Below are 26,730 nucleotides of genomic sequence, written 5' to 3'. Positions count from 1 at the left end.
TGTCATTTTTTCAATTTGTATTTATATATTTCATTCATTATGGTAACCATGAAAATGATATTTTTCACAACGCTACTTATACAAATGTTTCCACATCACTTATTATAAAGTGATATTTTTTCTTTATGGGGATTAAAAACTTAACTTAATAGCTATATTGCTGCGCTCCTACACATTTTTTATATGAATTTCAAATAAAATTCATATAAACCATTTAATATTAAACACTATAGGTAATTCTCCATCTTTTATATAAATTACTCTTCAGTAAGTTTTTTGTGAAAAATGGTAAAAAGAGCAGGCATAATATATATATCTGCAAATTGAAAAACTAACATAAAAACCCTTTTCTTTTTCGGTGGGCGAGAGCATCTGGCCATGCATAGAATCGGTCAGATCCTATTTCTGCCACATGCGCAGCGAAAACCAAAAAGAGCAAACAAGTGCAGGTTCCTTTTTTCATAGTAGCAATCTATATGTAAAACAAATAAATTGGATTTATATATAAGCATAATTATTCTCGTATCAGAATCTCTAAATTTGTCATGACACCATATAACATAAAGGAGGCATAAAAAATGACGATTAGAAGAGGCATGCATTCTTTACTTATCATGTATGGTATGTTTCTAGGTGCTATAGTTGGTGCTACAGTCTGGTTATTTTTAGTTACCACAAATGCTGGAATTCAGTTTATTTGGGGATATTTACCGAAAGAGTTTTCATTACCACCGTATTACACAATTTTTGTAACAACAATTGGTGGTATTCTTGTCGGACTATCGCAAAAGTACTTTGGTACATGCCCGCGTTTAATGCCAGAGGTAATGGGTGAATATAAGAAAACAGGTAGAATTGAGTATAGTTTTGTACATAAATCTACATTAACAGCTATTATTGTTTTAATATTTGGTGCAAGTTTAGGGCCAGAAGCAGCACTTGTTGGAATTATCGGTGGACTTTGTACATGGGTTGGAGATCGTTTCCATTTCGCTTTAAAAGGCATGAAGGGATTAACTGAAATTGGAATTGGTGCTACTTTAAGTGTTATTTTTAATGCACCATTATTCGGTTATTTAGCTCCAAGTGAAAATGAGAATAAACCAATTGACGAGATTTCCAGAGCAAAAAAAACCATTGTATATCTTGCTACTACTTTTGCTGGTTTTTCTGTTTATTTATTGCTTAGTAAGTTTGATAATCGAGGATCTTTTATTGTTGATTTTGGGAAAGGGTCTTTCTCACTCCATGAATGTCTTGCCTTCTTACCTTTAATTTGTATAGGAGCTGGTGTAGGCTATTTTTATTTCAAGGTAGAACATATACTAGAAAAAATCGTTCATCCTTTTCAAGAATATAAAGTAACGTTAGGAGTTATAGGCGGCATTCTTTTAGGAATTACAGGAACTTTACTGCCTTATACAATGTTTTCAGGAGAACATCAATTAAAAGACTTAGTCCATGAGTGGACAGAATTATCATTTTGGATGCTGATTCTTTCAGGAGTTTTGAAGTTATGTGTAACGGCAGTTTGTTTAAGTACAGGTTGGCGTGGCGGACATATTTTCCCAATTGTATTTGCTGGTGCAAGTATTGGATATGCTGTGGCTACTGTCATCCCATTAGATCCAGTTGCTTGTGTAGCCATTGTCACTACAGCCATTTCAAGCTACGCAGTACGAAAACCGCTCGCTATTACATTATTATTACTTATGTTCTTCCCAATTAATTTATTGTTACCCATGATTGGAGCTGCAATGATAGGTAATCTATTCCCTCTTCCTAATCATAGTGGGCAGGAACAAGCGAAAATGGTATAAAAATGAAATAAGAAAGTGAACAAGCAGTACTCCCGCTATAAAAGCGTTAGTACTGCTTGTTTTGTTAAGTAGAACATATTGAACTACTTTCTTTTTTCGCTTTGTACTTCCTCATATCATTGATATAATAATTAAAAATGTAACATTCATTCTATTACCCGAGGGGGCTTTCACAATGTCATTAAATAAAGCACTTACAATTGCTGGATCGGATACAAGCGGCGGCGCTGGGATGCAAGCAGACTTAAAAACATTCCAAGAGCTTGGTGTATACGGTATGACAGCTCTTACAACAATCGTAACGATGGACCCACATAACGGTTGGGCACATAATGTGTTCCCAATTCCAGCGTCTACATTAAAACCACAATTAGAAACAACAATTGAGGGCGTTGGCGTTGATGCATTAAAAACAGGTATGCTTGGTTCTGTTGAAATTATTGAGCTTGTTGCTGAAACAATTGAGAAGCATAATCTACAAAACGTAGTAATAGACCCAGTTATGGTGTGTAAGGGGGCAGATGAAGCACTTCATCCAGAAACAAATGACTGCCTACGTGACAAACTTGTTCCAAAAGCTTTAATTGTAACACCAAACTTATTTGAAGCGTATCAACTAAGCGGTGTCAAAATTAACTCGCTTGAAGATATGAAGCAAGCTGCTGAAAAAATCCATGCTTTAGGGGCAAAATACGTACTGATTAAAGGCGGCAGCAAGCTAGGAACAGAAAAAGCAATTGATTTATTATACGATGGAGAAACATTTGACATTTTAGAATCCGAGAAAATTGAAACAACATATACACACGGCGCAGGTTGTACATACGCTGCTGCAATTACAGCAGAACTAGCAAAAGGAAAATCTGTAAAAGAAGCAGTTCAGGTAGCAAAAGAATTTATTACAGCTGCGATTCTTCATTCTTTCAAATTAAATGAATATGTAGGACCAACACATCACGGTGCATATCGTAGATTTGGTGCTGGAAAAGAACTTGTATAAAAAATAAAGTCGTCATTAGTGACGACTTTATTTTTTATGAGACACGATTTCTACCATTTCGTTTAGAAGAATACAATGCATCATCTGCAAGTTGAATAAACTCTTGTGGTGAATCTTTATAAATGGAAGTACCTACTGAAATCGTGATATGTATACAACTATTATTTTGCAATTGAAACACATGTTTCTCTACATCTGTCCGAATTTTTTCCCCTATATCTACAGCGAACTGTAATGTTGAATTTGGTAATAATAAAGCAAATTCTTCCCCACCTTTTCGGAACACTAAATGCGGAAATGGAGAACTATTCTTCAAAATTACTCCTATTTGCTGTAAAACTTCATCACCTGCTGGATGCCCATGCTTATCATTCACATGCTTGAAATGATCAATATCTACTAACAATAAACAGAGCGACCTTTCATCGCTTTTCTTATCTTCAATATGTCTATTCAATTCTGTATCAAACTTACGAACATTCCCGAGCCCTGTTAATTCATCTATCGTTGCTTGCTGTTTCATTACATGAAACAACTCGTTTGATTGCAAAACATAATGTGCGCTTAAGAAAGTAATATATCCTATCGTGATGCTAATAAGTAAGTATAGGTTTAATACAAAAACATCTTGGAAAACAAAATAAATTGCAATCAATGAAATTGTTAAGCAATAAACATGTAACCATACCCATTTTTTCAACATAGGAATGCGAAATGTTGAAATCAGGGCACACCCTATACCCGTTAGTAAAAGAACACCTACAGGTGAAACCGTTGCATGATCTATAAATACCGAACGTGCAATTAAAAGAATGCTAGCACATAGTAAACTTGCAATAGGACCACCAATAATAGCAGCTAATATTACCGCAAGATATCGTAAATCTAACATTACACCTTCAATTTGAATACCAAACTTTATAAGCAGAGTACCTAAAGCACCCGTTATAATCCCAACAAAACATTTTACTTCAAATGGTAACGACTCTTTTAATGAAATATTTTTTAAAAGTTGACCTCCAACAAAAATAAAGGAAAGAATAATAGTTGTATTAATAAATAGATCGTCTAGCATAAACGTATACCTGGCCTTTCTACAACTTAACACTTTACAAAAAAATTGTCCCTTTCCTACTTATCATTGTATATTATATCTCTATAACTCCCAACCATTTTTTCTATATAAATCCAAATTTTAAAAGCGACATAAAACCATTCTTTTCGGTGGGCGAGAGCATCTGGCCATTCATAGAAGCAATTAGCACCCTTCCCTGCCACATGCAAGGTAAAACAAAGGGAGAAAGCAAGTGTAGGCTCTTCTGCATAACCGCAATCTATATGTCGAAAAATTAAGATCGATTCCTATAGATGTTTCACGTGAAACTTAAAAAAAGAGCGAAATCTCGCTCCTTTTTCACTATAACCTCGCTAACAACATCTTGAAATTTTACCGCCCTTTGCGTTAAATCTTGCTTCTTGCGCTTCAGCAAAAAATTGTTTTCGAGATAATACTTGCTCATTTGGATGATGTTGTTTCATATGTGCAACATACTTTTCATAACTTGGTACACCAACAAGCAAACTAATAAATTGTTTTCGATATTTCCATATGCCAATTACCGTTTTAAGCATAATGCTGTGCCTCGCTTTCATCACGTGGAACATACGCTGCTTCTTTTAAAGGTGTTGCTTTATTATTCAATACTTGTATCCATATTCTAATAGACGATATCAATACCGCGATTACAACAAGCATAAAAATTCCACAAAGCGCTGCATCAATATAATCATTAAGAATAATTTGTTTCATCTGTCCTACGTTTTTTGCTGGTGCTAATAGTTTCCCTTTGTCTAGTGCATTTTGGAACACTTTTGCATGAGACAGGAATCCAATTTTCGGATTTTCATGAAATAACTTTTGATAGCCGGCTGTCATCGTAACAATTAGTAACCACGTTGTCGGAACGAGCGTCACCCAGACGTATACCTTTTTTCCCATTTTAAACAAAACAGTCGTTCCAAGTAACAATGCAATCCCAGCTAACATTTGATTGGCAATTCCAAAGAGCGGCCATAATGTATTAATACCGCCAAGCGGATCAATTACCCCTTGGTATAAGAAATATCCCCATCCTAGTACGCAAAGTGTTGTTGCAACAATATTAGAAAGTATTGAATCTGTTTTTGCAAATGGTTTATAAACGTGCCCTAAAATATCTTGAATCATAAACCGACCAACACGCGTCCCTGCATCAATCGTTGTTAAGATAAAGAGAGCTTCAAATAAAATGGCAAAGTGATACCAAAATGCCATTAATGCTTTCCCGCCAATTACTTGAGAAAAAATATGAGCCATCCCAATTGCAAACGACGGTGCTCCGCCTGTACGAGATAATATTGTTTGTTCTCCAACGTTTGCAGCTAACTCTTTCAATTCATTTGGCGTTATAGTAAATCCCCAAGAACTAATTACTTGTGCTGCCTGTGTTACATCCGTTCCAATAACTGCTGGCGGACTATTTATTGCAAAATATATACCTGGCGTTAGTACACAAGCTGCAATCATCGCCATTGCTGCAACAAATGATTCCATCAGCATAGCACCGTAACCAATTGGCTGTGCATGTCCTTCTCGCTCTATCATTTTTGGAGTTGTACCAGAAGAAACAAGCGCATGGAAACCAGATACAGCCCCGCAAGCAATTGTAATAAATAAAAATGGAAATAAATTCCCCGCAAATACTGGACCTGTTCCATCAATAAATTTTGAAACTGCCGGCATTTGTAAATCTGGTGCAACAATGATGATACCGAGCGCTAAACCAACAATTGTTCCGATTTTTAAAAACGTACTTAAATAGTCACGCGGTGCAAGTAATAGCCAAACAGGTAATGCAGAAGCAATAAATCCATAAATAATTAGCATAATAGCAATTGTTTCACCTTTAAATGTAAACATAGTCGCAAGCGCTGGATTTTCCGCTACATATTGACCTGCTACAATTGACAAAAGAAGTAAAATAATGCCGATAACTGAACCTTCTCCAACACGACCTGGACGAATGTAACGCATATATACACCCATTAAAATAGCAATTGGAATGGTTGCTGCAATTGTAAACATTCCCCACGGACTTCCTACAAGCGCTTTTACCACAACAAGAGCTAATACCGCTAATAAAATAATCATAATGCCCAAAATACCAATCATTGCAATAAAACCTGTTATAGGACCAATCTCTGCTTTAATCATTTCACCAAGCGATTTTCCATTGCGACGCATAGATGCAAACAAAATTATGAAGTCTTGAACAGCCCCGGCTAACACAACGCCAACAATAATCCAAAGTGTTCCTGGTAAATATCCCATCTGTGCAGCTAAAATAGGACCGACTAATGGACCAGCTCCGGCGATTGCAGCGAAATGGTGTCCGAATAAGACCCATTTATTGGTCGGAACATAATCTTTTCCATCATTTAAAAGCTCTGCTGGTGTTTTTCGATTGTCATCCAATTCAAAAACTTTTCTAGCAATAAATTTACTATAAAACCGATACGCAACAGCATAGACAGAAACAGCAGCAACAAGTAACCAAACCGCATTAATTGTTTCACCGCGAGATAATGCTAACACTGCAAATCCCGCTGCTCCTAAAGCCGCAATCACACCCCAAAGTAAAATAGATTTCCATACTTTCAAACATAATCCCCTCCTATGTTATATCTTAGAGGGAATTGTACTAAATTTTCAGAATAGTTAGAAACTACATTCCTTATGATGAGTGTTTCCTAATGTAACATGTCCAAATTCCGCCACAAACTGCTACAACTCAATTTTATTTCGGAGTCGTTTTACATAATTTCGGCTAACAGGAATTGACTGATTACCATAATTTTCTAAATATAAATTATACGTCCCATTATAATAAGGCTTTAATTCTCTTACATACATAACATTAATAAGATAACTTTTATGCACACGCAAAAAATCATATGCCGCTAGTTTACCTTCTAATTCTTGTAATGTATATGTGGAAATATATTGATTATTATTTGTATAAATAGAAACGGTTTTATTTTCTTTATTCTTGCTTATGTATACAATATCATCCGGAAAAATATATGTAATTCCTTTATGACTCTCAATTGGAAGCTTTTGCAATCGATTCTTTCTTTGTTTTATTTTTTCTCGCTGAATACTATGCAGTAAAAATTGCAAATCTTCCTGCTCAAATGGTTGCAACAAATAATAGAAAGCATTGAAACGAAATGATATAATAGCGTCTTTTATCTCATTCCCTGTAAATATAAATTTTGTGCTTAATGTTAATTGGCACAGCAATCCTGCAATTTCAAATCCTGTTCCGTCTGGTAAATATGTATCTAGAAAAATAAAATCTGGCGTATGCTTTTTCGCTAGTTGCAGTGATTCCATTCCCGTTTTTGCTTCAAAGCATTCCAAATTATTTACATGTTCTGTGAAAAAGTCTATTAATTGACCTCTATTTTCTTCTCTTTCATTTACAATTAAAATCTTCATGTCTGCCCAACCACCTAATCCTTTTGTCCATACGCCTTGTTGTATACATTCGCTTTTTTAGAAATAATCCCTTTTTCTATCAAATATATCATATTTTTATCAGAAAATAATGAAAAAAGAAGCCATACACAGCTTCCTTTTTCATTATACCAATTCTCGTTGTTTTGTTTCCTGTCCAAGCACAAGGACAGCGAGAACACCAATTATAATGGCCGTACAAAAGATTGTAAAAATATAAGAGAGCGAAGCATGCGTGGCTACGAGATAGCCAACTAATAACGGTCCTAAAATACCCCCAATGCGTCCAAATGCCGCTGCCATCCCAGCCCCCGTACCACGAATAATAGTTGGATACTGCTCCGGCGTATACGCATATAATGCTCCCCAAGCTCCTAAATTAAAGAATGAAAGCAACATACCTGCAATCATTAGCGTAATCACTGAATCTGCCGCTCCAAAGAAATATGCACTACATGCCGTTCCAAATAAGTATGTGATTAATACAAACTTCCGGCCAAAACGTTCAATAAACCAAGCGGCTGTAAAATAACCGGGAAGCTGCGCAAATGTCATAATCAACACATATTGAAAACTTTTAATTAAACTAAATCCCTTTAGCACTAATACACTTGGAAGCCAAAGAAACATTCCATAATAGGAAAACACGACACAAAACCATAGAATCCAAAGCATAATCGTCGCTCGCCTGTACTCTCCTGACCAAACAGCCTTTATGTTTGCAAATACAGATTGCTTTTGTTCTACTTTTTGAAATTGCGGTGAATCAGGTAAACTCCATCGTAAATATAATGCATAAAAAGCTGGAATCGCACTTAAAACCATCGCTGTTTGCCAACCGTATGTTGGAATAATAAAATATGAGATGAGAGCAGCAATTAACCATCCACCAGCCCAAAAGCTTTCTAATAAAACGACAATTTTACCGCGTTCGTGCGCCGCAACACTTTCAGATACAAGTGTTGATGCAACAGGCAGCTCTCCTCCAAGACCCATCCCAATACAAAAACGAAGGATAAGAAATACGGTTAATGTTGTTGATAAAGCACTTAATCCACTTCCAATAGAAAATAATAATAATGTAATAATAAAAACAGATTTTCGGCCGATTTTATCTGCTAATATCCCAAATACGAGTGCTCCAACTGCCATTCCGATGGAGTTAATACTACCGATCCATCCCATCTGCTGTGCACTAAGCTGCCATTCTTTTTGTAAAGCAGCAATAATAAATGAAAGAATCCCAACATCCATTGCATCAAATAGCCAACCAAGCCCAGCAATTCCGAGAAGCTTTCGATTTGAGATTTCTTTAATTTTTCCCACTACAGGCCCTCCTCAATACAGGTGTCTTTACATAATATTTTACATATGTATATCATATAAGTAAAACAATTTATATGTAAACATAATCATTTCTCATATGCTTCTTATCATTTCCACAAAAAAACGCCTCATACATAGAATGAATAGACAAGTCCCCCTGTAAACAAGTGCTCCTACAAATAGCTGTTTACAAAAGAAAAAGCAGCGATATTTCGCTACTTTTTCGACCGAACAACCTCTTTTAAAAATTCAACTAATACGAGTTGACGACGCCAGCGCGTTGGATTACTGCACAAACGGTAAAACCACTCTAAGTGAATAGCTTGAATCCATCTCGGAGCACGCTTTACTTCTCCAGCCCAAACATCAAAGCTACCACCAACGCCAACAGCTACTTTTGTATGTAAACGATGTTTATTATTTTGAATAAAGTTTTCCTGTCTCGGAAATCCAAGCGCAACCAGTAAGATGTCCGGCTTCACTTCTTGAATACGTTCGATAATTTCTTCTTCTTTCTCTTGTTCAAAATATCCATCTTGTGTTCCAACAATAGATACAGCTGCATATCTTTCTGTTAAAGTTTGGGCAGCTCTTTCGATAACGTGCGGCTTTGCTCCAAGTAAAAAAACAGATACAGCCTTCTTTTCTTGTGATAACGTTTCAAACAAATTACACATTAAATCAAAACCTGCCACACGTTCTTTTAACGGTGTTCCTAGCATACCACTTGCCTTTACAACACCAATCCCATCTGGTGTAATAAGATCTACCTGAAGAAGCGTTTGATGAAACACAGTATCCTTTTTGGCACACATCACAATTTCAGGATTGGCTGTTACAACTTGAAATGTATTCTCTCGTTCTTGTTCTAGCTGCTGCATTATATAACGAACTGTTTCTTCCATTGTCATCGTTGAGAAGGGCACGCCTAAAATATCAATTGTTTGCACTGCCATGTTTACAATCCTCTCTATTTCAAATATCTTTTTCCACTACTAATTATTCTAACCTCTTACTTTTACATAATCATTACTGCCAGACAAAACCTTCTCATACGCCTCATACGTATTTTCATATAAATTCCGTAACGAAAAATGAGAAGAGGCATGGGTATACAAACGCTCACCCATCTCTACTAATTCACCATTTTTCCATTTTTCATATGCCTCTTCTAACGCACGAGTAAGAGCCACCGCATCACCAATTGGAACAATCCAGCCATATGTGTTATCAACAATAAGTTGTGACATATCACCAACATCTGTAGCAATAGGGGTTAAACGTTGATTCGCCCCTTCTAATAAAACAAGGGGGAAACTTTCACTATACGATGTTAATAAATTTATATGCGCTGCGGCATATAAATTCTTTGCATCTTCACGATGTCCTAAAAATAGAACTTTATCTTCTAATCCTTTTTGTTTCACTGTTTCTTTTAACTCATTCTCAATTGGCCCATCACCAAGTAACAGCACTTTAATTTTTGGAATTGTTGTGTTTTGCAACGCTTCAAATAATATTTCATGCCCTTTAACAGGATGTAAACGGGCTACTTGAATCGCTGTAAATACATCTTCTTGTATATCAAAATTCTCTTTTAAATTATAAGGCTTTGCCAACTTACGATCATATTCAATTCCGTTATAGATTGTGCAAATTTTCTCTTCTGGTACACCTAGTGTTACCGTATTCATCTTAAAACGTTCTGTAATAGCAAAAAATAAATCAACTTTCTGAAACGAACGTAAATTTAACTTTGTAAAAATCCAACCTTTTAAACCACGCTTCATAAAATCCAACGTTGGGTCACTGTGCACAGTTGTAACCCATTTGGCATTTACCTTTCTCTTTAATAGGGAAAGATAAAAGTTAGCTCTTGCTCCATGGGTATGGACAATATCAAAACCTTCTTTATTAATAAAAGAACGTATTTTTGAAAGAATGGATATATCATAACGAGATGATTGTGAAAAAACATGTACTTTTATTCCTAATACCCTCGCCTCGCTTGCTATTGCACCTTCTTCAAATACCGCTAGTTCTACTACATCTTTCGGGAATTGCGACAAAAGTGAAATAATATGCGTTTTTCCGCCACCTGTTTCTGCTCCAGCATTCATATGTAGCACTTTCATCTTTTTTCCTCCATTAAATATATTTTCTCATTTTTTACTATAGCAAAAAATAAAAGCTAACATCATGCTAGCTCTTATTCTTCCATTATTCTATTTCTAAATCAACGATTAAATATGCTAATAATACAACAAAGTAAATACTTACTCCTGGTGCCGTTAACACATGACCTGCTGTAAAAGCAATTCCTAATGCTAGCCCAAGACCAGCAGCTAACAATGCGTACTTAACCGTAAATACTTCACGGAACCTTGTTATTAATACCATTAGGATTCTCAAACCATAATACAGAAATGGAATCATAAGAAAAATAAAACCGATAATTCCAAAGGTATAAAACCAATCATGGAAATCTCGCTCAATTATTTTTAGTTCTGAGATATCTTTAAGGTTACCACCATACCCCATACCAAGTAATTTCTGAGACATAGGTGCTTGTTTATAAAAATCTTTATACGTTTGCATAAATAATTCACGTCCGCTAAAAATAATAGCTTGCGTCTCAGCCTTTTTCTCTTCTTCTTTTGTTTTTTCTGTCCCTTTTACCGTTTCCTCTTGTTTAACATGGTTCTTTTGTTGCCTTTCTGCCTCTTGCAATTTGAATACTTTATGACTGATCCCTGTATTTTTATATATTGGAGAGGACGGAAAATATCCTGCTATTCCTACTAATATAACTGTTGCAATCAAACCATTTAACAAATATGGCTTTTTATTACGCTCTTTTCGTTGTAAAAATGCTTGTATAAAACACATAAAAACAGCAATAACAAATGTACAAACAATAGCTCCAGCCCCTACTTTTGTACCAATTGCAAACAATGAAAATATAATTAAAATGGATGGAATCCAAAAATAACTTTTTGCTAAGCTTGTTGTTTTTTCAATAGAATATAGAACAACAACTGGGCATATGATTGCTAAAATGGATCCAAGTTCATTTCCTGCAAAAAACCAGCCGCGTGAACCTTCTTTAAAATAGTCATAACTATTATAATCTGTTCCAGTTGCGATAGCTGCAACCATCGTTACATTTATAATTAAAGCTGCATATGCTATATAATTTCTCATCTTTGTATGCATTGTTTCTTTCATCTTTAATGACTTGAATACGAGAATATAGCAACTTATCATCACAAATGGATATAACGCCTTTGCTATAAACTTAAGATCTTCCATTTGTAGCATCGGATGTTTAATCATTTTATTATTTAAAAATCCTAATCCAAGTACAATTCCTAATCCAAGTAAATATATAATGTATTTTCGATTTTCTTTCACACGAGCTTGCGTAAGAATATAAATCCCACCAAGAGCCATAACAAATAAACGTGTTATCACTCCAACCGTTGCATCGATTTTAAGCTCTAAAATACAAAACGATGTGAGTAAATCTATAATTGGTTGTAATATAATAAAAATCAATAGAAATTGTTCAAATTTATAACTTAAACTATTGTGATTTAACATCTTTACCCCCTATAAATATTGTTGCGTCTCGTTTCAAATACCTATTATAGCATAAGTTTTCAATTGACTAGATGGTATTTTAATTGAATCATAAAATCTTTGGAGATGTCATTTTCACTTTTTTTACATGTAGCGAAACAGTAATTGTTATTTTGATAACTTTAGTGTATATTCTTTCCTTGGAACATCTTTAGAAGGAAGGGATCGGAGCGATGTTTTTAATTGATGTATTTACGTTTCTCGGCATTATTGCAGCTGCTATTTCTGGTACATTAGTAGGTTTAAAAAAAGAACTCGATTTATTTGGTGTCCTTTGTTTGTCTGTAGCAACAGCACTTGGCGGCGGAATAATTCGGGATATTATGATTGGAAACTTGCCTCCAGTTGCGTTTGTACAACCAATCTACTTTTTCATTAGTATTTTAGCAGCATTATTTACTTGTATGTTTTTTGAACGAATTCATAAATTACAAGTTGTTATTATGCTCTCAGACGCTGTCGGCTTAGGCGTATTTACTGCCATCGGTGCAAATGCGGCCATTACTCATCATATGGATGGTTCTTTCTTAGTTGTTTCTATGGGAGTCATTACAGGTATTGGCGGTGGAATTTTACGTGATATGTGCGCGCAAGATATCCCATATGTCTTTCGTAAAGAAATTTATGCAATTGCCTCTATCCTAGGCGCAATTAGCTTCCTCATTACTTATGAGATGGGATCACACGTATTGGCTTTCTACATTTGTTTACTCATAACATTTGTTATACGCGTCGTAACTTTTATCTATAATGTACATTTCCCAGTCTTTTTTAAAACACATACAAAAGTTCATAAAGGTCATTGATCTATTTATAAAAAGAGAATTCTTTCATGGATTCTCTTTTTTTATAGCGCATAAATTCCCTTAATTCCATATAACAATATAGAGAAAATATAAAAGAATAGATATAATAAACAAGATGGCAATGTTGGAAACGTTTTAACATTTTTTTACAAGGAGAGAGAGAAAGACATATATACAGGGGGAACATTATGCTAAGGCTTTTTAAAAGGGAAAGTAATCAAACGAAAGAAAGAAGTATAAAAGAACAAAGTAAAGATAAGGCCGTAACATTTCTTGTACCTAAAAATTCCGATTTAGCCGTACAAATGAACATGTTACACGTAACAAGAGAAGATTTACAGGTTGTAAAAGTGCTACAACCTTTTATTTATGAACAATTGGATTGGATTACAAAGAAATTTTATGAAAATATTACAAAGCAACCACACCTTATACAGGTCATTGAAAAATATAGTTCCGTTCAAAAATTACAAATAACATTAAAAGAACATATCAAACAACTATTTAGTGGCGATATTGACGAGGATTTTATTCAACGTCGCGTTCAAATTGCACGAAGACACGTGAAAATTGGTTTACATAGAAAATGGTATACATCTGCATATCAAGAATTATTCCGATCTATTATTAAAATTTTCAAAGAACACTTCACAAAAATTGAAGATTTTTCTTGTGCTGTACATGTACTAAACAAGCTCTTTACGCTTGAGCAGGAGCTTGTTTTAACAGCATACGAACAAGAATATGAAGCGATTCGAAAAGAACATGAGCAAGAAAAAGAAATTGCTCAAATGACAATCAGCCATATTGCTCAAGAGCTTGCTGTTGCATCAGAGAAAACAAATGCCTCCATTCATCAATTAACGGAGCAATCAGAAAACATGATTGACATTGCCAAAACAGGTACATCACTAGCGATACAATCAGAGCAAAAGGCAAATCAAGGAAAACAGCAGCTTCATATTCAAAATCAGCGCATGGAAAGCATAAAGGGCAGCATGCAAACTATTATTCAAGATACACAAGAGCTACTTGTCATTTCCAAAAAAATTAATGAAATTATCGATATTGTCAAATCAATTGCTGATCAAACAAACTTACTTGCCTTAAATGCAGCGATTGAATCTGCACGTGCTGGTGAATTCGGAAAAGGATTTGCAGTTGTAGCAGGAGAAATTCGTAAGTTATCAGAGCAAACAAAAGAGTCTATTTCAAACGTAACAAAACTTGTTGAAAAAACAAATGAACAAATTACGCATGTTTCATCTTCTGTTGAACAAATTAATAATCTTGTCTCTGACGGAACAAATAGCATGAATGAAACTGATAGTTACTTTGAAGAAATTGTAAAAGACATGTCTAATTCAAAAAAACAAACTCAAAAAATTGAAGGTGAACTTGAATTCATTACACATGTTATAAAGGCAATTGAAAAGACTTCTACAAACATGGCCCAAACAGCTGATAGTTTAATGGCAGAATTAAATCGATAAAACAAGGTGCCTAAGAGCGAGGAAGAAACACATCCACACTCTTAGGCGTTTTACTTTTTAAAAAATAGTATTTCCTTGTATCACATTCATGTCACTTTCAATTGGAAATTTTATTAACACAATGGATAGAAACCGAAGTAACACGGTACCCTATTTCTATGATAAAGTTAGTAACGTCATATATTCCCCTTGCAATGTAAGCGAAATCTCTTTTACACTACAATCTATATACAGAGAAACTTTCATCCACTATTTATAATGAATGATGGACGAAATAAATTAAGTTCTGATGAATATCATGAGAACAAACAAAACAGGAGTAGATAATATGGAAAAGAAATTTATGAGAGAGTCAAGAGCGATAAAAACAACACGTGTTTTTCCCAATGACTTAAACAACCATCAAACATTATTTGGCGGAAAATTATTAGCAGAAATTGATAGCATCGCATCTATCGCTGCTGCGCGCCATAGCCGTGAGCACTGTGTAACAGCTTCTATCGATTCTGTTGATTTCTTAACACCCATTCATCAAACCGATTCTGTTTGCTATGAAGCATTCGTTTGTTATACAGGAAGATCTTCTATGGAAGTATTCGTAAAAATTGTTGCAGAAGATTTATTAGGCGGGCAACGCCGCATTGCCGCTACTTGCTTCATCACTTTCGTCGCATTAAAAGATGGAAAACCAGCCTCTGTACCAGGTGTGATCGCTGAAACAGAGGAAGAGCTCTGGTTATATAACACAGGCGGAGAACGTGCAGAAAAACGCAAAATGAACCGATTGAAAAGTAAAGAAATGGCAGAAGTACTAACTATTCAAAAACCGTGGAATGTATAATTCTACACCCTCTACTTGGCGAATGTATTCGCCAGGTTTTTTATATTCATGAAGAAATACTAAGGCTATTTTCATACATTGTGTGCTACTTTGACTGCAATTAAGAAAAGAATCTATTGTTGCTTTACAAAGTTTATCTGCGGTAAACTTATATCCGTAATTACTTATAATTAAATCACTTTCAATAAAACTCACAAAAGCATTTTATTTGAAGAACTATCAGTGAAAGGTGAAATTATGCAAAAATCACTTGTTTCAAATATTTTCTATAAATTATTGCTCAACACCTTTAATATTATCCTTCCGCTTCTCGTAGGCCCATATGCATATCGAATGCTTGGTTCGCATTCAATGGGAACAGTTAACTTTAGCGAAACAATTTTTAATTATTTCTTTGTTTTTGCTACATTTGGTGTGTATCAATATGGCTTACGTGAAATTAGCTTAGTGAAAAACGATAAGAAAAAAACTTCACAATTGTTTACAAGTTTATACGTTATTAACTTTACAACTAGTATTCTTGCTTTAATTGCATTTTTACTTTTTAGTTACATTGGCTATGGAAATAAAGATGTATTTCCTGTCCTCCTTATTTTTGGATTCAACTTTATTTCGAGTTTATTTTATGTAGAATGGTACAATGAAGCACATGAAAATTATGATTTCATTGCCAAAAAAACAGTTATTGTTCGTCTCATTTATGTTGTCCTTTTATTTATTTTCGTTCATGGGGCAAATGATTACAGACAATTTGCAAGTTTATTAGTTTTATCAACATTTTTAAACCACTTTATCAGTTTTATATATGTAAAACGTCAAGTTAAGTTTGATTTTTCCAACATAACCATTGTTCGGCATTTAAAACCATTATTTTTAGTTGTTATCTTTTCAAATGCAACTATTCTCTATACACAATTAGACCGACTATTATTAGGTAAGTATGTTGGGAAACCCGAACTTTCTTACTATGTCATGGCTTTTCAAATTATGACGATTATTAATACACTGATGTTAAGTGTAATCCAAGTTACCGTTCCACGGCTCTCTTATTTATCAGGAACTGCGGATGAAAAAGAGTATGAATCACTATTAAATAAAATCTCAAAAGTGTACTTTATTACATTATTCCCAGCAGCTATTGGCTTAATGCTTATCGCTCATGGGGCTGTTATTATTTATGGAGGAAATGAATTTGCTAATGCTGGTGATACATTAGTTGCTTTTGCACTATACATGATTGCACTCGGTATCGAATCTATTTTATCGAATCAAATTATTTACGTAAAAAAGAAAGAAAACATTTTAGTACGTTTTTTATTCATTGGTGGTTTTCTAAACCTGATTTTAAATATCTCGCTGATCGTCTTTCATGTATTCACACCGACAACAGCGATTTTCACAACTACGATTTCATACTGCTTGCTAATTACACTGGAATATATATATGTAAAAAAGAAACTAAAAGTAAATTACACATTATTCGATATGTCGAAACTAAAATATCTCTTCTATTCACTTACATTTGTACCGTTATCATATCTCATTCATATAACAATACCAGGAAAAATCCTTTCTGTATTGGTTATCATTATCACGTGTGGATGTGTATATGCATTAATTTTATTAATAACAAAAGATGAGATATTGTTTACGTTTTTAGATAAAATCAAAGGAAAACTGAAGAAAAAATGATGTAAGTAACAAAACACCATCTTGCATGTTTAGGCGAATGAAACTTCTTTAAAGGAGCTGTTCCGATTGAAATTCTCTTTAATCATGGCGACTTGCGGCAGACGTGATGATATTATAGATTTACTAAAATCGTTAGAAAAACAAACATATAAAGGCTTTGAACTCATTGTAGTCGACCAAAACGATACACCAATCGTTGATTTATTTAATGACTATAAAGAAAAATTCCCAATCAATTATATATACACACCAATCAAAGGACTCTCCCGTGCACGAAACACAGGTTTAAAAGTAGCTGATGGTGATGTTATCGCTTTTCCAGATGACGACTGTATTTATGAAACAAATGTGTTGGAAAACATTCAAGAAACGTTTAAACAAAATAAAAATATTCATTTTATTTCTACCAATACAACAAATGTAGAAGGGACAGGATCTTTAATACACGCTCCTAATACAGATATTATTTTAAATAATAAATATGGATTCATGGGTCCTTCCTTTGCCCTCTTCTTCACGAAACAATTTGTACAAGATGTAGGCACTTTTGATGAAGACTTAGGAGTTGGAGCGGGAACAATTTACGGAGCTGGTGAAGAAACTGACTTTGTACTTCGTGGTATGAAAAATGGATATACAGGTTTATTTAAGAAAGATCTTTTCGTATATCATCCAGTAAAAGAAGAGATTATTAATGAGCAATCATTAAAAAGAGCTATTTCCTATGCCGGCGGTTTCGGAAGAGTCATTCGCTTACATTATGGATTCCCTTACTTTTTACGCGCCATTGCCGCTGCTTTATTCCGTGCAATGCAAAACATTTCTAATGATAAACGAAAATTTCATACAAAGCGCTTAAAAGGAATTGTTAGAGGATACTTTAAATAAGTTCATACCAGCAGTAAGCCCCCACCCCAAATATTGAGGTAGGGGCTTACTGCTGGTAAATAGTCCAATCAATTACAACTTTCATCAACTGATCTCAAATCAGCAGGAGAAAAAAAGAGCAACTGTCCCAGACAGGAACAGTTGCTCTTTTTACAAGGGGTCTTTTCATAAAAACAAGGGGTTTTTTATAATCTTTAAACAAGATAAGACGAATACACTAATGACCATTTATCATATTGGTATACAGCACACATTCTCGTAGTTTTTATCATTATGTTTATTCATCTTTACTGTGTTTGTACCACCTTACCGACTAAATTTTATAATATATAAAAGAACTCCACTATCGATTTAGCTTACACGAACATTACATTTTTGTAATAAAAATAACATTATTGTAACAAAATATACCATAAGATTACAATTATTTCCCATAAGAAATACACAATCATTCAAAGATAAAAGATAGCATTATATTTAAGAATTTAGTATCATGATTCAAGATACTATTATAAATTGAAAAACCGACCTAAAATCTCTTTCTTTTTGCAAGAGCATCTGAACATAAGGATGAAAACAAAGGAAGAAAGCGAATGAGGTCATTTTTTATGCTGCGTAGCAGCGACTTTTATATTGAAAAATTAAAATGAACTTATAGATTTGAAACAGAGCGGAGGACACTATGAGCTTATTAACAGTTGAAAACCTAGGTCATACTTTTGGTGATCGTACACTATTTAAAGATGTATCAATGCGTTTATTAGCAGGAGAACATGTTGGATTAGTCGGTGCAAACGGAGTTGGTAAATCAACATTTATGAATATTATTACAGGGCAACTGATTCATGATCAGGGACGTGTAGAATGGACACCCGGCACCCACTATGGATATTTAGATCAGCATACAATATTAACACCTGGACGAACGATTCGTGATGTATTAACAGATGCGTTCTTGCCTTTATTTGAAAAAGAAAAAGAATTAAATACGATTGCTGAAAACATGGCAACAGCGTCACCAGAAGAATTGGAAGAACTACTTGAAAAAATGGCAGAAGTGCAAGATGCACTAGAAGCAGGCGGTTTCTATTTATTAGATATTAAAATTGAAGAAGCGGCACGCGGTCTTGGAATTGATGCAATTGGCCTAGATCGTGATGTTTCGGCGTTAAGTGGTGGACAACGTACGAAAGTATTGCTTGCAAAGCTATTACTTGAACAACCTGAAGTACTATTACTCGATGAGCCAACTAACTATTTAGACGTTGAACATATTCAATGGTTAACAAGCTATTTAAAGGAATACCCTCATGCATTCCTTTTAATTTCCCATGATACAGAGTTTATGAACAAATGTGTAAATGTTATTTTCCACCTTGAATTTTCAAAAATGTCACGTTATACAGCAACATATGAAAAGTTCTTAGAACTAGCAGAAATTAATAAAAATCAACATTTACAAGCATATCAAAAACAACAAGAATTCATTAAACAGCAAGAAGATTTTATTGCGCGAAATAAAGCGCGTTACTCAACAACTGGACGCGCAAAAAGCCGTCAAAAACAACTCAATCGCATGGAACGTATTGATCGTCCAGAAACTGCTATAAAACCGGAGTTTTCTTTTAAAGAATGCCGTGCAAGCAGTCGTTTTGTTTTTGAAGGAGAAGATGTAGAAATCGGTTACACACATCCCCTATTACCGAAGTTAACAATGACAATTGAACGCGGTGAAAAAATTGCCATTGTTGGATGTAACGGGGTCGGAAAATCAACATTACTTAAAACGATTCTTGGAAAAATTAAACCGCTAGGCGGGAAAATTAGTCTTGGTGATTTCTTAGAACCTGCTTATTTTGAACAAGAAGTTAAGGCTGAAAATATTACGCCAATTGATGATATATGGAATGCGTTCCCGCACTTAGATCAACATCAAGTACGTGCAATGCTTGCGAAATGCGGCTTGAAAAATGAACATATTTCTCGTCCACTGAGCCAGTTAAGTGGTGGTGAACAAGCAAAAGTTCGCTTATGTAAATTAATGGCAACAGAAAGTAACTGGCTATTATTTGACGAGCCAACAAACCATCTCGATGTAACAGCAAAAGAAGAATTACAGCGTGCTATGAAAGCATATAAAGGTACAATCGTTCTTGTTTGTCACGAACCAGATTTTTATGAAGGTTGGATTACAAAAGTATGGAACGTAGAAGAATGGGCAGAGAAAGCAGCTCATCAATAATTAGTTGAACCAATTGAAACCTTACTGTACACAAATAACGGGATAAAAATATGCCTCTTGTCTAAACAAGGGGCATATTTTATTATTTTTTCTTCCTGAAAAACATTTTACCTTGCCCGCAAAAATTGTATTCTTATAAAGTAAAACTTCGAGTTCTTAGGCGCGATAAATAGTGCGCTTTATTCCTATATAAATTATTATATGCATCAAGGGGTGTATCCAATTATGTTGACTATACAATGGAATCGTTTCAGTTCATTATTAGCAAAGTGCCTCACAATTTTGTGCTTGCTTATCTTTGCTTTTTCTATTTGGAATTCTTATTTAACTGTTAAGGAGACTCTATTCGTTCGAACACTTATTAGTGCTCCCATTATAATTATCACCATGATTTTGCTTATACTACTAACTTATCTCTGTAATACATATTTTTCAAAAACTACATTTATTATTTTATTAACACTTTGTGCGTTTGCCACTCGATTTATTTGGATTCTAAAAATCCCAACACCGGTTGAATCTGACTTTGCATTAATGTATGAGAGTGCTGTACAAGCTGCTCACGGCAACTATAGTTTTTCAAGCTCTCCATACTACACAACATGGGTGTATCAACTGGGATTTACGATGTATCAAGCTTTCGTCATCAAATTATTTGGTAACCATATATTCATTTTAAAATTTTTAAATGTCCTTTATTGTACAGGAACTACACTATGTGTATATGGCATTACAAGCAAAATTTTCAATGAGTGGACTGGACGCACAGCTGGATTACTATATGCTTTTTATATTTCAAGCATTATGATGAGTTCTGTCTTAACCAATGAACACCTTGCAACATTTTTATTTTATTTAGGATTCTATTTACTAACAACAAAAGAGTTCCACAGTAAATATACTTGGATTTTTGTCGGAATTACACTAGCACTTGGTGATATAATACGCCCTCCAGGTAGTTTCATTTTATTAGCGGTTATCATTTACCTATTCCTTCATAGATTTCTTGGAAAAGATAAACAAACAATGTTCACTACAACAAAGAAACTTATTGGTATTCTTGTTACCTTTTACGCTGTCCATTATATTGTAAGCTCTCTGTTCATTGCTACAGGAGTTACAAAATATCCTTTATCTAATCGTGATCCTCTTTGGAAATTTGTCATAGGGCTTAACCATGAAACAGCAGGATCATATTCAGAATCAGATGCTGAACAAATCTTGGGTCTAGAAATAGGTGAAGAACGAAAAGTAGTAGAAATGAAACTCATTAAAGAACGAATTACAGATAAAGAAAAGCTATTCACGCTCTTTGGAGATAAATTTTCCTCTATGTGGGGAGATATTGACTCAGCTGGTTATTGGAGCTTAAATCAGTTAAATAAAAAAGAATTAATTAATACATCCATGAAATATGAAAAATATATGTATATGGCAACTATGTTATTTGGTGTGATTGGATTATTATCCCTTCTTTTCACAAAACAGAAAAACCTTCAATATACATTACTTCTCTTACTTATCATCGGATATATATCTGTTCATTTTTTAATAGAGATACAAACAAGGTATCGATATTTTATCATTCCTGGCTTCTTCATTATTCAAAGCTATGGAATCTATGTAATTCATCAATATATAAGAAAAAAAACTGTATGATTACCATTCCTATATAAAATGTTCACATTCGAAAAGATACTGGAGATTTCCGGAGTATTGATCATGCCGGATGTATTCCAATATAACAACAGCCTGTTCTAAAAATGAAATAAATGGAACAGGCCGTTATCCTTTTAGCGTCTAAACAAGATAAGAAAATCCCCATATCCTTCTTTCTCTAAATCCTCTTTAGGGATAAAGCGCAATGCTGCAGAGTTAATACAATAACGCAAACCATTCGGTCCTGGTCCATCTGGAAATACGTGTCCCAAATGAGAATCTGCTTCTTTACTGCGTACTTCCGTTCTCGTCATATTATGACTAACGTCCATTTTTTCTTTTATACTTGCTGATAGTATCGGATTCGTAAAACTAGGCCACCCACAACCGCTATCAAATTTATCTAACGAACTAAATAAAGGCTCTCCTGATACGATATCAACATAAATACCTTCTTCTTTATGGCCCCAATACTCATTTTGAAAAGGTGGTTCTGTTCCATTTTCTTGTGTAACATAAAATTGCATATCAGTAAGCTTTTCCTTTAAATGAGTATTATCCTTTGGCCAATATTTTTTGATAAACGCATCGCGCCCTGATCCTTGGCGATATAACGCGTAGCGAAACGCATTTTTCTCATGATACCCTTGATGATACTCTTCCGCAGAATAAAATGCTGCAGCTGGTAAAATTTTTGTGACAATCGGATTCGAAAAACGTCCACTTTCTTCTAGCCCGCGTTTAGATACTTCTGCGGCTTTACGCTGCTCTTCACTATGATAGAAAATGGCTGTTTCATATGATTGTCCGCGATCATGAAATTGACCTCCAGCATCAGTTGGGTCAATTTGTTGCCAATATAAGTGAAGTAATTGCTCATACGGCATACGCTCTGGATCAAAAGTAATTTGTACCGCTTCATAATGCCCAGTTGTCTCTGAGCAAACTTCTTTGTATGTTGGATTTTCCTTATGTCCACCTGTATATCCAGATACAATTTTTATAACGCCAACCATTTTCTCAAATGGCGACACCATGCACCAAAAACAGCCTCCAGCAAATGTTGCAAATTCATATTTTTCGTTTACAACCACTTCTTCACCCCATTATCTTTTCTTACAGTATGGCATACGAAAATATAAGTTATAAATAAAAAAGCATCAAAATAGATGCTTTTTATTTCTTATTTACTGTTTCTTCTTTTTCATCACTTATTACTTCTAATACATCGAGTAAAAACATAAAAATTGGAATCCCTATAATCAATCCCCATACACCTAAAAAATGTTCAGAGAAAATTAAAATCATAAATGTATAAAATATAGGTAAATTTGTTTTTTCTGACATAAACTTTGGATTTAAAAAATAACTTTCAACCGCATGAATGACAGCTACCATAATTAAAACATATAAAATATACACCATGCCACCGGTATTATAAGCAATTATACAAAGTGGAAACAGCGAAATAATTACACCTGCGACTGGAATAAGCCCCAGCAAGAAAATCATTAAGGCTAGCCCCAGCAACTGTGGGAAACCTAAAATCCAAAGTGCAATGGTCGATAACACACAATTTACAACGGCAATAAGAAATTGCGCCTCAATCACTTTTCCAAATGAGCGAGCAAATTTTCTTCCAAAATACTCAATTTCATTATAGAAAACAGCGAGTTTACTTTCTTTGAACTTCGCTGTAAACATAACAATTCTAGACTTTTCTAACAAGAAAAATAAGCTTAAAATAAGGGAAAGTAAAATTTGTAAACTTACTTTCCAAACATTTGCTAGCGAATTATAAATAATATCAACGCCTTGATTCACATACTTCGATAATTCCACGTGGTCAATTGCGGAAACTAAATATCTAATTACCTCATTATCAGGTGGATTTCTTACAAATATATTGAACTGATATACAAGTTGCGTAATTTGTACCAGTAAAACTGGTACATATTTGTATAGTGTAATAACGATTCCACTAATCAATGCTACATATAAAAATGCAATAATTATCTTCCTATTAATTGGTAAAAAGTGTTCCAACTTACGAGAAATAAATTTTTGAAATCTATCCATCAAATACGTAAGAATAAATGTAATCAAAATTAAATTAAACATACTTTTCATCGCATATAAGATGAGCACAAGTAACCCTAATACAACTAATCTCTGAAATCCTTTACTTTGAAACAGGTTTTTCATTTGCATAATCGAAGCGTGATCTCTCCTGTCCTTATAATTCGTATTTATTTTATTGTACAATATAAACGATACTTTCAGAACGTATTATTATAAACTAAATAAAAAGTTTTATTATAAAATGTTAAAACTTTTTATAAAACCCTTTTCTTTTTAGATGGTCAAGGGCATCTGGCCATGAGTAGAAGCGGTCAGGGCCTATTTCTGCCACATGCAATATTCAAACAAAAAGAGGAAGAAAGTAGCAGGTTACTTTTTGCTTAGCATAAACATGAATTCCAATTTGGCATAGAAGCTGTTTTTTAGGAAATGCATGACAAAGGGCATTTTCTACTAATAATTGCAGCACAAATGGTGGAATCAAAATATTATGCAGCAACCAAATTAATATCCGAATATAAGGAAATAAAGATAATAAAATAATAAATAAACCAACACGTTCAATTATCATCAATAATATATCGCCCATTTTATGTCCATCCCTCATGTAGTCATTACACCATTATTTTATGGGGAAAACATTATAATATAAAAATAAAAAGAAGCTCTCTCAAACGAGGAGATTCCTTCTTACATCATTTAGGTTTCGGCACTTGATCTGGTGCGCGTCATTGTAGGCAACACATCAAAATGCATCCGCTCTAGCCAGGCCTTTGACAAAACTTTATAAAAGGGAGTAAACGAGAATTATCAATTACTCCCTTTTCAGTTTCATAATCCACATAACAAATAAACTGATTATTATATATAAATACAAATTGAAAAAATGACATAAAAACCACTTTTTTAAGGAAGAAGACCTGGATAACTGGCCATGCATAGAAGCAGCCAGGGCCTTTTCCTGCCACGTGCAAAGTTTAAAACAAAGGTAGAAAGCAAGTAGCGGCCATGTTTTGTTCTGCATAGCACCGACTTATATGTTGAAAAATCAACTTGTATTTATATGGTCAACCTATTTATTCAATGCAGAGACCCTTCTCAAATCCTTAATCTTTCTGCTTATAGAGTAAAAATTTGTACTCCACTCCTTCTACAAATTGATTTTGCTCAGCAACTAAACGATAATTTTTGTGAAGGTAAGGAATGGTAAGCTCACTTGGATTCGTTTGTGGCTCAACTTTTACTACAACGAATTTAATTTTTTTCTCTTTTATATAACGATGTTGCTCATCCATATTTTCAGGATATATCTCATAGTCAATATTTTGTCTTTCAAAATAGCGGATATTCGGTACAATATCTGCAGCAAAATAAAATCCACCATCTAAAGAATTGTAATTTAATAACGTTGGATTCGGTTCTTGATGCATAATTTTAGCGAATGTTTCCTGCGCAAGAGGCCCCTTCTGATAGAACTTTGAAGCCTTCATGTTAGAATTATAGCCGAAGCAAAAGAAAATTGTTGCCATCGCCATCATGGATAGAGCAAACCATTTACTTTTACCAAGAGTAATCTGTGACTTTATGTTAGCATTTTGAATATAATGAGCGATTGCTATCAATCCAAATAGCCCTAAAGGAGTTATAATAAGAAAGTAGTATGGAATTTCTCTTCCTCCAATATATACCCCTACTATTAAGAAAATAATAGTACTTAAAAGCAACCATTTTTGACTTCTATCTTTAAAATACTTCCATGTAAACATAAAATCAATTAAACCAACAAGAATCAACACTTTATTTTCGAAGTTAGCATTAAATGCACCGCCAAAAATAAATGCGCAATTGATAAGTTTTTCAACTGTACCCACTTGTGATGAATAACTAACGAGGTTAAATTTTAAATACACATCTATCAAATCTTGAATTGCATGATTCATACCAAAATAGATAAGCCATGGAACACTTGCAAGAACTAGCCCCGCAAACGTGTAGACAATTGCACTCATTAAGTCCTTCCATCTTCTTTCACCTATACAGATAATTAAAATCGCAAGGTAGAATCCGATCCAAGCTCCAACAAGAGTAAATTTAATCCAAAACACGCAGGCAATCATAATCCCATTTAGAAGATAAATTCTCCGTTTAAAAAGGGCGCCAGATCCATACTTAAAATATTTAAATATCATATAAAGAAGAATCATTATGAAAGGAATCGAAAATTCTTCAGCACTATCGCCAAAACGAAATGCATTTTGATTTAATACTAATACTGGGAAAAAAATAGATATAAGCGCCGAAGGCATCCAATTCAAATAAAGGCGAGAAATCTTGAATGCAAAAACAATATTAACAAACATTGCAAGACTTTCCAATATGTAAACTCCAACGAAAGTGGAATGAGAAAACGAATAAGCTAATGCGTGCAAACCATATAGCAAAGGACCCTTTTGTTCAAAAATATCTTGGTAGGGGACTAATCCATTAGCCATACCTTTCCCAACTGTAAAAAAGGCATTAGAATCTACCCACTCGGTTAACGTAAAGAATGGGGATGTCTGTGTAAAAAATAACATAATAAAAAAGGAATAAGAAAATAAAAAGATATTTAGTTTTTCAAATGATAATTTATTTATTCTGAAATCATTAAATCTAACTGATTTTTTCATTTCTTTTAATTC

At 34.1% G+C, this 26,730-nt stretch carries 20 protein-coding genes and 2 pseudogenes; 10 read left to right on the top strand and 12 right to left on the bottom strand.

Translation table 11 applies throughout. From position 1 onward, the window contains the following. Positions 1 to 578: 578 nt before the first annotated feature. Together H280_RS0103460 and pdxK are read left to right on the top strand one after the other, a co-directional pair. Complete coding sequence (locus tag H280_RS0103460; RefSeq protein WP_020059716.1) at positions 579 to 1,820, top strand: chloride channel protein; 1,242 nt, start codon at positions 579 to 581, stop codon at positions 1,818 to 1,820. A 175-nt stretch (positions 1,821 to 1,995) separates the two neighbouring features. After that, positions 1,996 to 2,820 (top strand): pyridoxine/pyridoxal/pyridoxamine kinase, encoded by an 825-nt coding sequence (gene pdxK, locus H280_RS0103455; RefSeq protein ID WP_020059715.1) that lies wholly within the window; start codon positions 1,996 to 1,998, stop codon positions 2,818 to 2,820. A gap of 34 nt (positions 2,821 to 2,854) precedes the next feature. Here the strand turns inward: pdxK and H280_RS0103450 are convergent, their stop codons facing one another. From H280_RS0103450 to H280_RS0103410, 8 genes are all read right to left on the bottom strand, one after another. Then, positions 2,855 to 3,895, bottom strand: a complete 1,041-nt coding sequence (locus H280_RS0103450) for a GGDEF domain-containing protein (protein WP_020059714.1) — start codon at positions 3,893 to 3,895, stop codon at positions 2,855 to 2,857. Positions 3,896 to 4,248: 353 nt separating this feature from the next. After that, positions 4,249 to 4,452, bottom strand: coding sequence for a YbdD/YjiX family protein (locus H280_RS0103440; protein WP_020059713.1), 204 nt, complete (start codon positions 4,450 to 4,452; stop codon positions 4,249 to 4,251). Beyond that, a complete protein-coding gene (locus H280_RS0103435; protein ID WP_020059712.1) occupies positions 4,445 to 6,520 on the bottom strand; it encodes a carbon starvation CstA family protein in 2,076 nt (691 codons plus the stop codon). Before H280_RS0103435 ends, H280_RS0103440 begins: the two co-directional genes overlap by 8 nt. 123 nt (positions 6,521 to 6,643) lie before the next feature. After that, positions 6,644 to 7,360, bottom strand: coding sequence for a LytR/AlgR family response regulator transcription factor (locus tag H280_RS0103430; RefSeq protein ID WP_020059711.1), 717 nt, complete (start codon positions 7,358 to 7,360; stop codon positions 6,644 to 6,646). A gap of 144 nt (positions 7,361 to 7,504) precedes the next feature. Beyond that, positions 7,505 to 8,704 carry an MFS transporter gene (locus H280_RS0103425; RefSeq protein WP_020059710.1) on the bottom strand — a complete coding sequence of 400 codons (1,200 nt, stop codon included), beginning with the start codon at positions 8,702 to 8,704 and terminating at the stop codon, positions 7,505 to 7,507. A 215-nt stretch (positions 8,705 to 8,919) separates the two neighbouring features. Further along, a complete protein-coding gene (locus tag H280_RS0103420; protein ID WP_020059709.1) occupies positions 8,920 to 9,660 on the bottom strand; it encodes a WecB/TagA/CpsF family glycosyltransferase in 741 nt (246 codons plus the stop codon). Positions 9,661 to 9,708: 48 nt separating this feature from the next. After that, the gene (locus H280_RS0103415) at positions 9,709 to 10,839 is read right to left on the bottom strand and encodes a glycosyltransferase family 4 protein (RefSeq protein WP_020059708.1); all 1,131 of its coding nucleotides are present in this window, start codon (positions 10,837 to 10,839) and stop codon (positions 9,709 to 9,711) included. An 85-nt stretch (positions 10,840 to 10,924) separates the two neighbouring features. Continuing rightward, positions 10,925 to 12,307, bottom strand: coding sequence for an O-antigen ligase family protein (locus H280_RS0103410; protein WP_020059707.1), 1,383 nt, complete (start codon positions 12,305 to 12,307; stop codon positions 10,925 to 10,927). Between the two features lie 212 nt (positions 12,308 to 12,519). On the opposite strand from H280_RS0103410, the gene H280_RS0103405 reads away from it, so the two are divergent. The 8 genes and pseudogenes from H280_RS0103405 (at position 12,520) to H280_RS0103375 (ending at position 21,967) form a co-directional block, all read left to right on the top strand. Then, positions 12,520 to 13,152 carry a trimeric intracellular cation channel family protein gene (locus H280_RS0103405; RefSeq protein WP_020059706.1) on the top strand — a complete coding sequence of 211 codons (633 nt, stop codon included), beginning with the start codon at positions 12,520 to 12,522 and terminating at the stop codon, positions 13,150 to 13,152. Between the two features lie 188 nt (positions 13,153 to 13,340). Then, positions 13,341 to 13,889, top strand: a pseudogene (locus tag H280_RS26905) (protoglobin domain-containing protein); the annotation flags it as partial. A gap of 54 nt (positions 13,890 to 13,943) precedes the next feature. Further along, entirely contained in the window at positions 13,944 to 14,645 is a 702-nt protein-coding gene (locus H280_RS26900) for a methyl-accepting chemotaxis protein (RefSeq protein WP_442852812.1), read from the top strand. 328 nt (positions 14,646 to 14,973) lie between these two features. Then, on the top strand, positions 14,974 to 15,486 hold the full coding sequence (locus H280_RS0103395; RefSeq protein WP_020059704.1) for an acyl-CoA thioesterase: 513 nt from the start codon (positions 14,974 to 14,976) through the stop codon (positions 15,484 to 15,486). A gap of 237 nt (positions 15,487 to 15,723) precedes the next feature. Next, entirely contained in the window at positions 15,724 to 17,178 is a 1,455-nt protein-coding gene (locus tag H280_RS0103390; RefSeq protein ID WP_028411086.1) for an oligosaccharide flippase family protein, read from the top strand. A 66-nt stretch (positions 17,179 to 17,244) separates the two neighbouring features. After that, complete coding sequence (locus tag H280_RS0103385) at positions 17,245 to 18,066, top strand: glycosyltransferase family 2 protein (RefSeq protein WP_020059702.1); 822 nt, start codon at positions 17,245 to 17,247, stop codon at positions 18,064 to 18,066. Between the two features lie 682 nt (positions 18,067 to 18,748). Beyond that, positions 18,749 to 20,308, top strand: coding sequence for an ABC-F family ATP-binding cassette domain-containing protein (locus H280_RS0103380; protein WP_020059701.1), 1,560 nt, complete (start codon positions 18,749 to 18,751; stop codon positions 20,306 to 20,308). A 225-nt stretch (positions 20,309 to 20,533) separates the two neighbouring features. Further along, positions 20,534 to 21,967: a glycosyltransferase family 39 protein gene (locus H280_RS0103375; protein WP_020059700.1), complete on the top strand. Its 1,434-nt coding sequence runs from the start codon at positions 20,534 to 20,536 to the stop codon at positions 21,965 to 21,967. Between the two features lie 134 nt (positions 21,968 to 22,101). Here the strand turns inward: H280_RS0103375 and msrB are convergent, their stop codons facing one another. The 4 genes and pseudogenes from msrB to H280_RS0103355 form a co-directional block, all read right to left on the bottom strand. Beyond that, the gene (gene msrB, locus H280_RS0103370) at positions 22,102 to 23,061 is read right to left on the bottom strand and encodes a peptide-methionine (R)-S-oxide reductase MsrB (protein WP_020059699.1); all 960 of its coding nucleotides are present in this window, start codon (positions 23,059 to 23,061) and stop codon (positions 22,102 to 22,104) included. 82 nt (positions 23,062 to 23,143) lie between these two features. After that, on the bottom strand, positions 23,144 to 24,178 hold the full coding sequence (locus H280_RS0103365) for an AI-2E family transporter (protein WP_020059698.1): 1,035 nt from the start codon (positions 24,176 to 24,178) through the stop codon (positions 23,144 to 23,146). 247 nt (positions 24,179 to 24,425) lie between these two features. Beyond that, a pseudogene (locus H280_RS26895) lies at positions 24,426 to 24,545 on the bottom strand (hypothetical protein); the annotation flags it as partial. Between the two features lie 610 nt (positions 24,546 to 25,155). Continuing rightward, positions 25,156 to 26,718 carry a hypothetical protein gene (locus tag H280_RS0103355; RefSeq protein WP_020059696.1) on the bottom strand — a complete coding sequence of 521 codons (1,563 nt, stop codon included), beginning with the start codon at positions 26,716 to 26,718 and terminating at the stop codon, positions 25,156 to 25,158. Positions 26,719 to 26,730 lie beyond the last annotated feature (12 nt).

The sequence above is a fragment of the Bacillus sp. 123MFChir2 genome (assembly GCF_000383235.1).
Taxonomy (GTDB): domain Bacteria; phylum Bacillota; class Bacilli; order Bacillales; family Bacillaceae_G; genus Bacillus_A.
The sequence above is the reverse complement of the archived record's forward strand: the minus strand, read 5'-3'. Positions and strand labels throughout refer to the sequence as shown.

What these genes read in the sequence shown, in the direction of transcription:
- H280_RS0103375 (WP_020059700.1), top strand. Translation starts at nt 20,534, where the DNA reads ATGTTGACTATACAATGGAATCGTTTCAGTTCATTATTAGCAAAGTGC.
- H280_RS0103390 (WP_028411086.1), top strand. Translation starts at nt 15,724, where the DNA reads ATGCAAAAATCACTTGTTTCAAATATTTTCTATAAATTATTGCTCAAC.
- H280_RS26900 (WP_442852812.1), top strand. Translation starts at nt 13,944, where the DNA reads ATGACAATCAGCCATATTGCTCAAGAGCTTGCTGTTGCATCAGAGAAA.
- pdxK (WP_020059715.1), top strand. Translation starts at nt 1,996, where the DNA reads ATGTCATTAAATAAAGCACTTACAATTGCTGGATCGGATACAAGCGGC.
- H280_RS0103450 (WP_020059714.1), bottom strand. Translation starts at nt 3,895, where the DNA reads ATGCTAGACGATCTATTTATTAATACAACTATTATTCTTTCCTTTATT.
- H280_RS0103430 (WP_020059711.1), bottom strand. Translation starts at nt 7,360, where the DNA reads ATGAAGATTTTAATTGTAAATGAAAGAGAAGAAAATAGAGGTCAATTA.
- H280_RS0103405 (WP_020059706.1), top strand. Translation starts at nt 12,520, where the DNA reads ATGTTTTTAATTGATGTATTTACGTTTCTCGGCATTATTGCAGCTGCT.
- H280_RS0103395 (WP_020059704.1), top strand. Translation starts at nt 14,974, where the DNA reads ATGGAAAAGAAATTTATGAGAGAGTCAAGAGCGATAAAAACAACACGT.
- H280_RS0103355 (WP_020059696.1), bottom strand. Translation starts at nt 26,718, where the DNA reads ATGAAAAAATCAGTTAGATTTAATGATTTCAGAATAAATAAATTATCA.
- H280_RS0103365 (WP_020059698.1), bottom strand. Translation starts at nt 24,178, where the DNA reads ATGCAAATGAAAAACCTGTTTCAAAGTAAAGGATTTCAGAGATTAGTT.
- H280_RS0103440 (WP_020059713.1), bottom strand. Translation starts at nt 4,452, where the DNA reads ATGCTTAAAACGGTAATTGGCATATGGAAATATCGAAAACAATTTATT.
- H280_RS0103460 (WP_020059716.1), top strand. Translation starts at nt 579, where the DNA reads ATGACGATTAGAAGAGGCATGCATTCTTTACTTATCATGTATGGTATG.
- H280_RS0103410 (WP_020059707.1), bottom strand. Translation starts at nt 12,307, where the DNA reads ATGTTAAATCACAATAGTTTAAGTTATAAATTTGAACAATTTCTATTG.
- H280_RS0103420 (WP_020059709.1), bottom strand. Translation starts at nt 9,660, where the DNA reads ATGGCAGTGCAAACAATTGATATTTTAGGCGTGCCCTTCTCAACGATG.
- H280_RS0103380 (WP_020059701.1), top strand. Translation starts at nt 18,749, where the DNA reads ATGAGCTTATTAACAGTTGAAAACCTAGGTCATACTTTTGGTGATCGT.
- H280_RS0103415 (WP_020059708.1), bottom strand. Translation starts at nt 10,839, where the DNA reads ATGAAAGTGCTACATATGAATGCTGGAGCAGAAACAGGTGGCGGAAAA.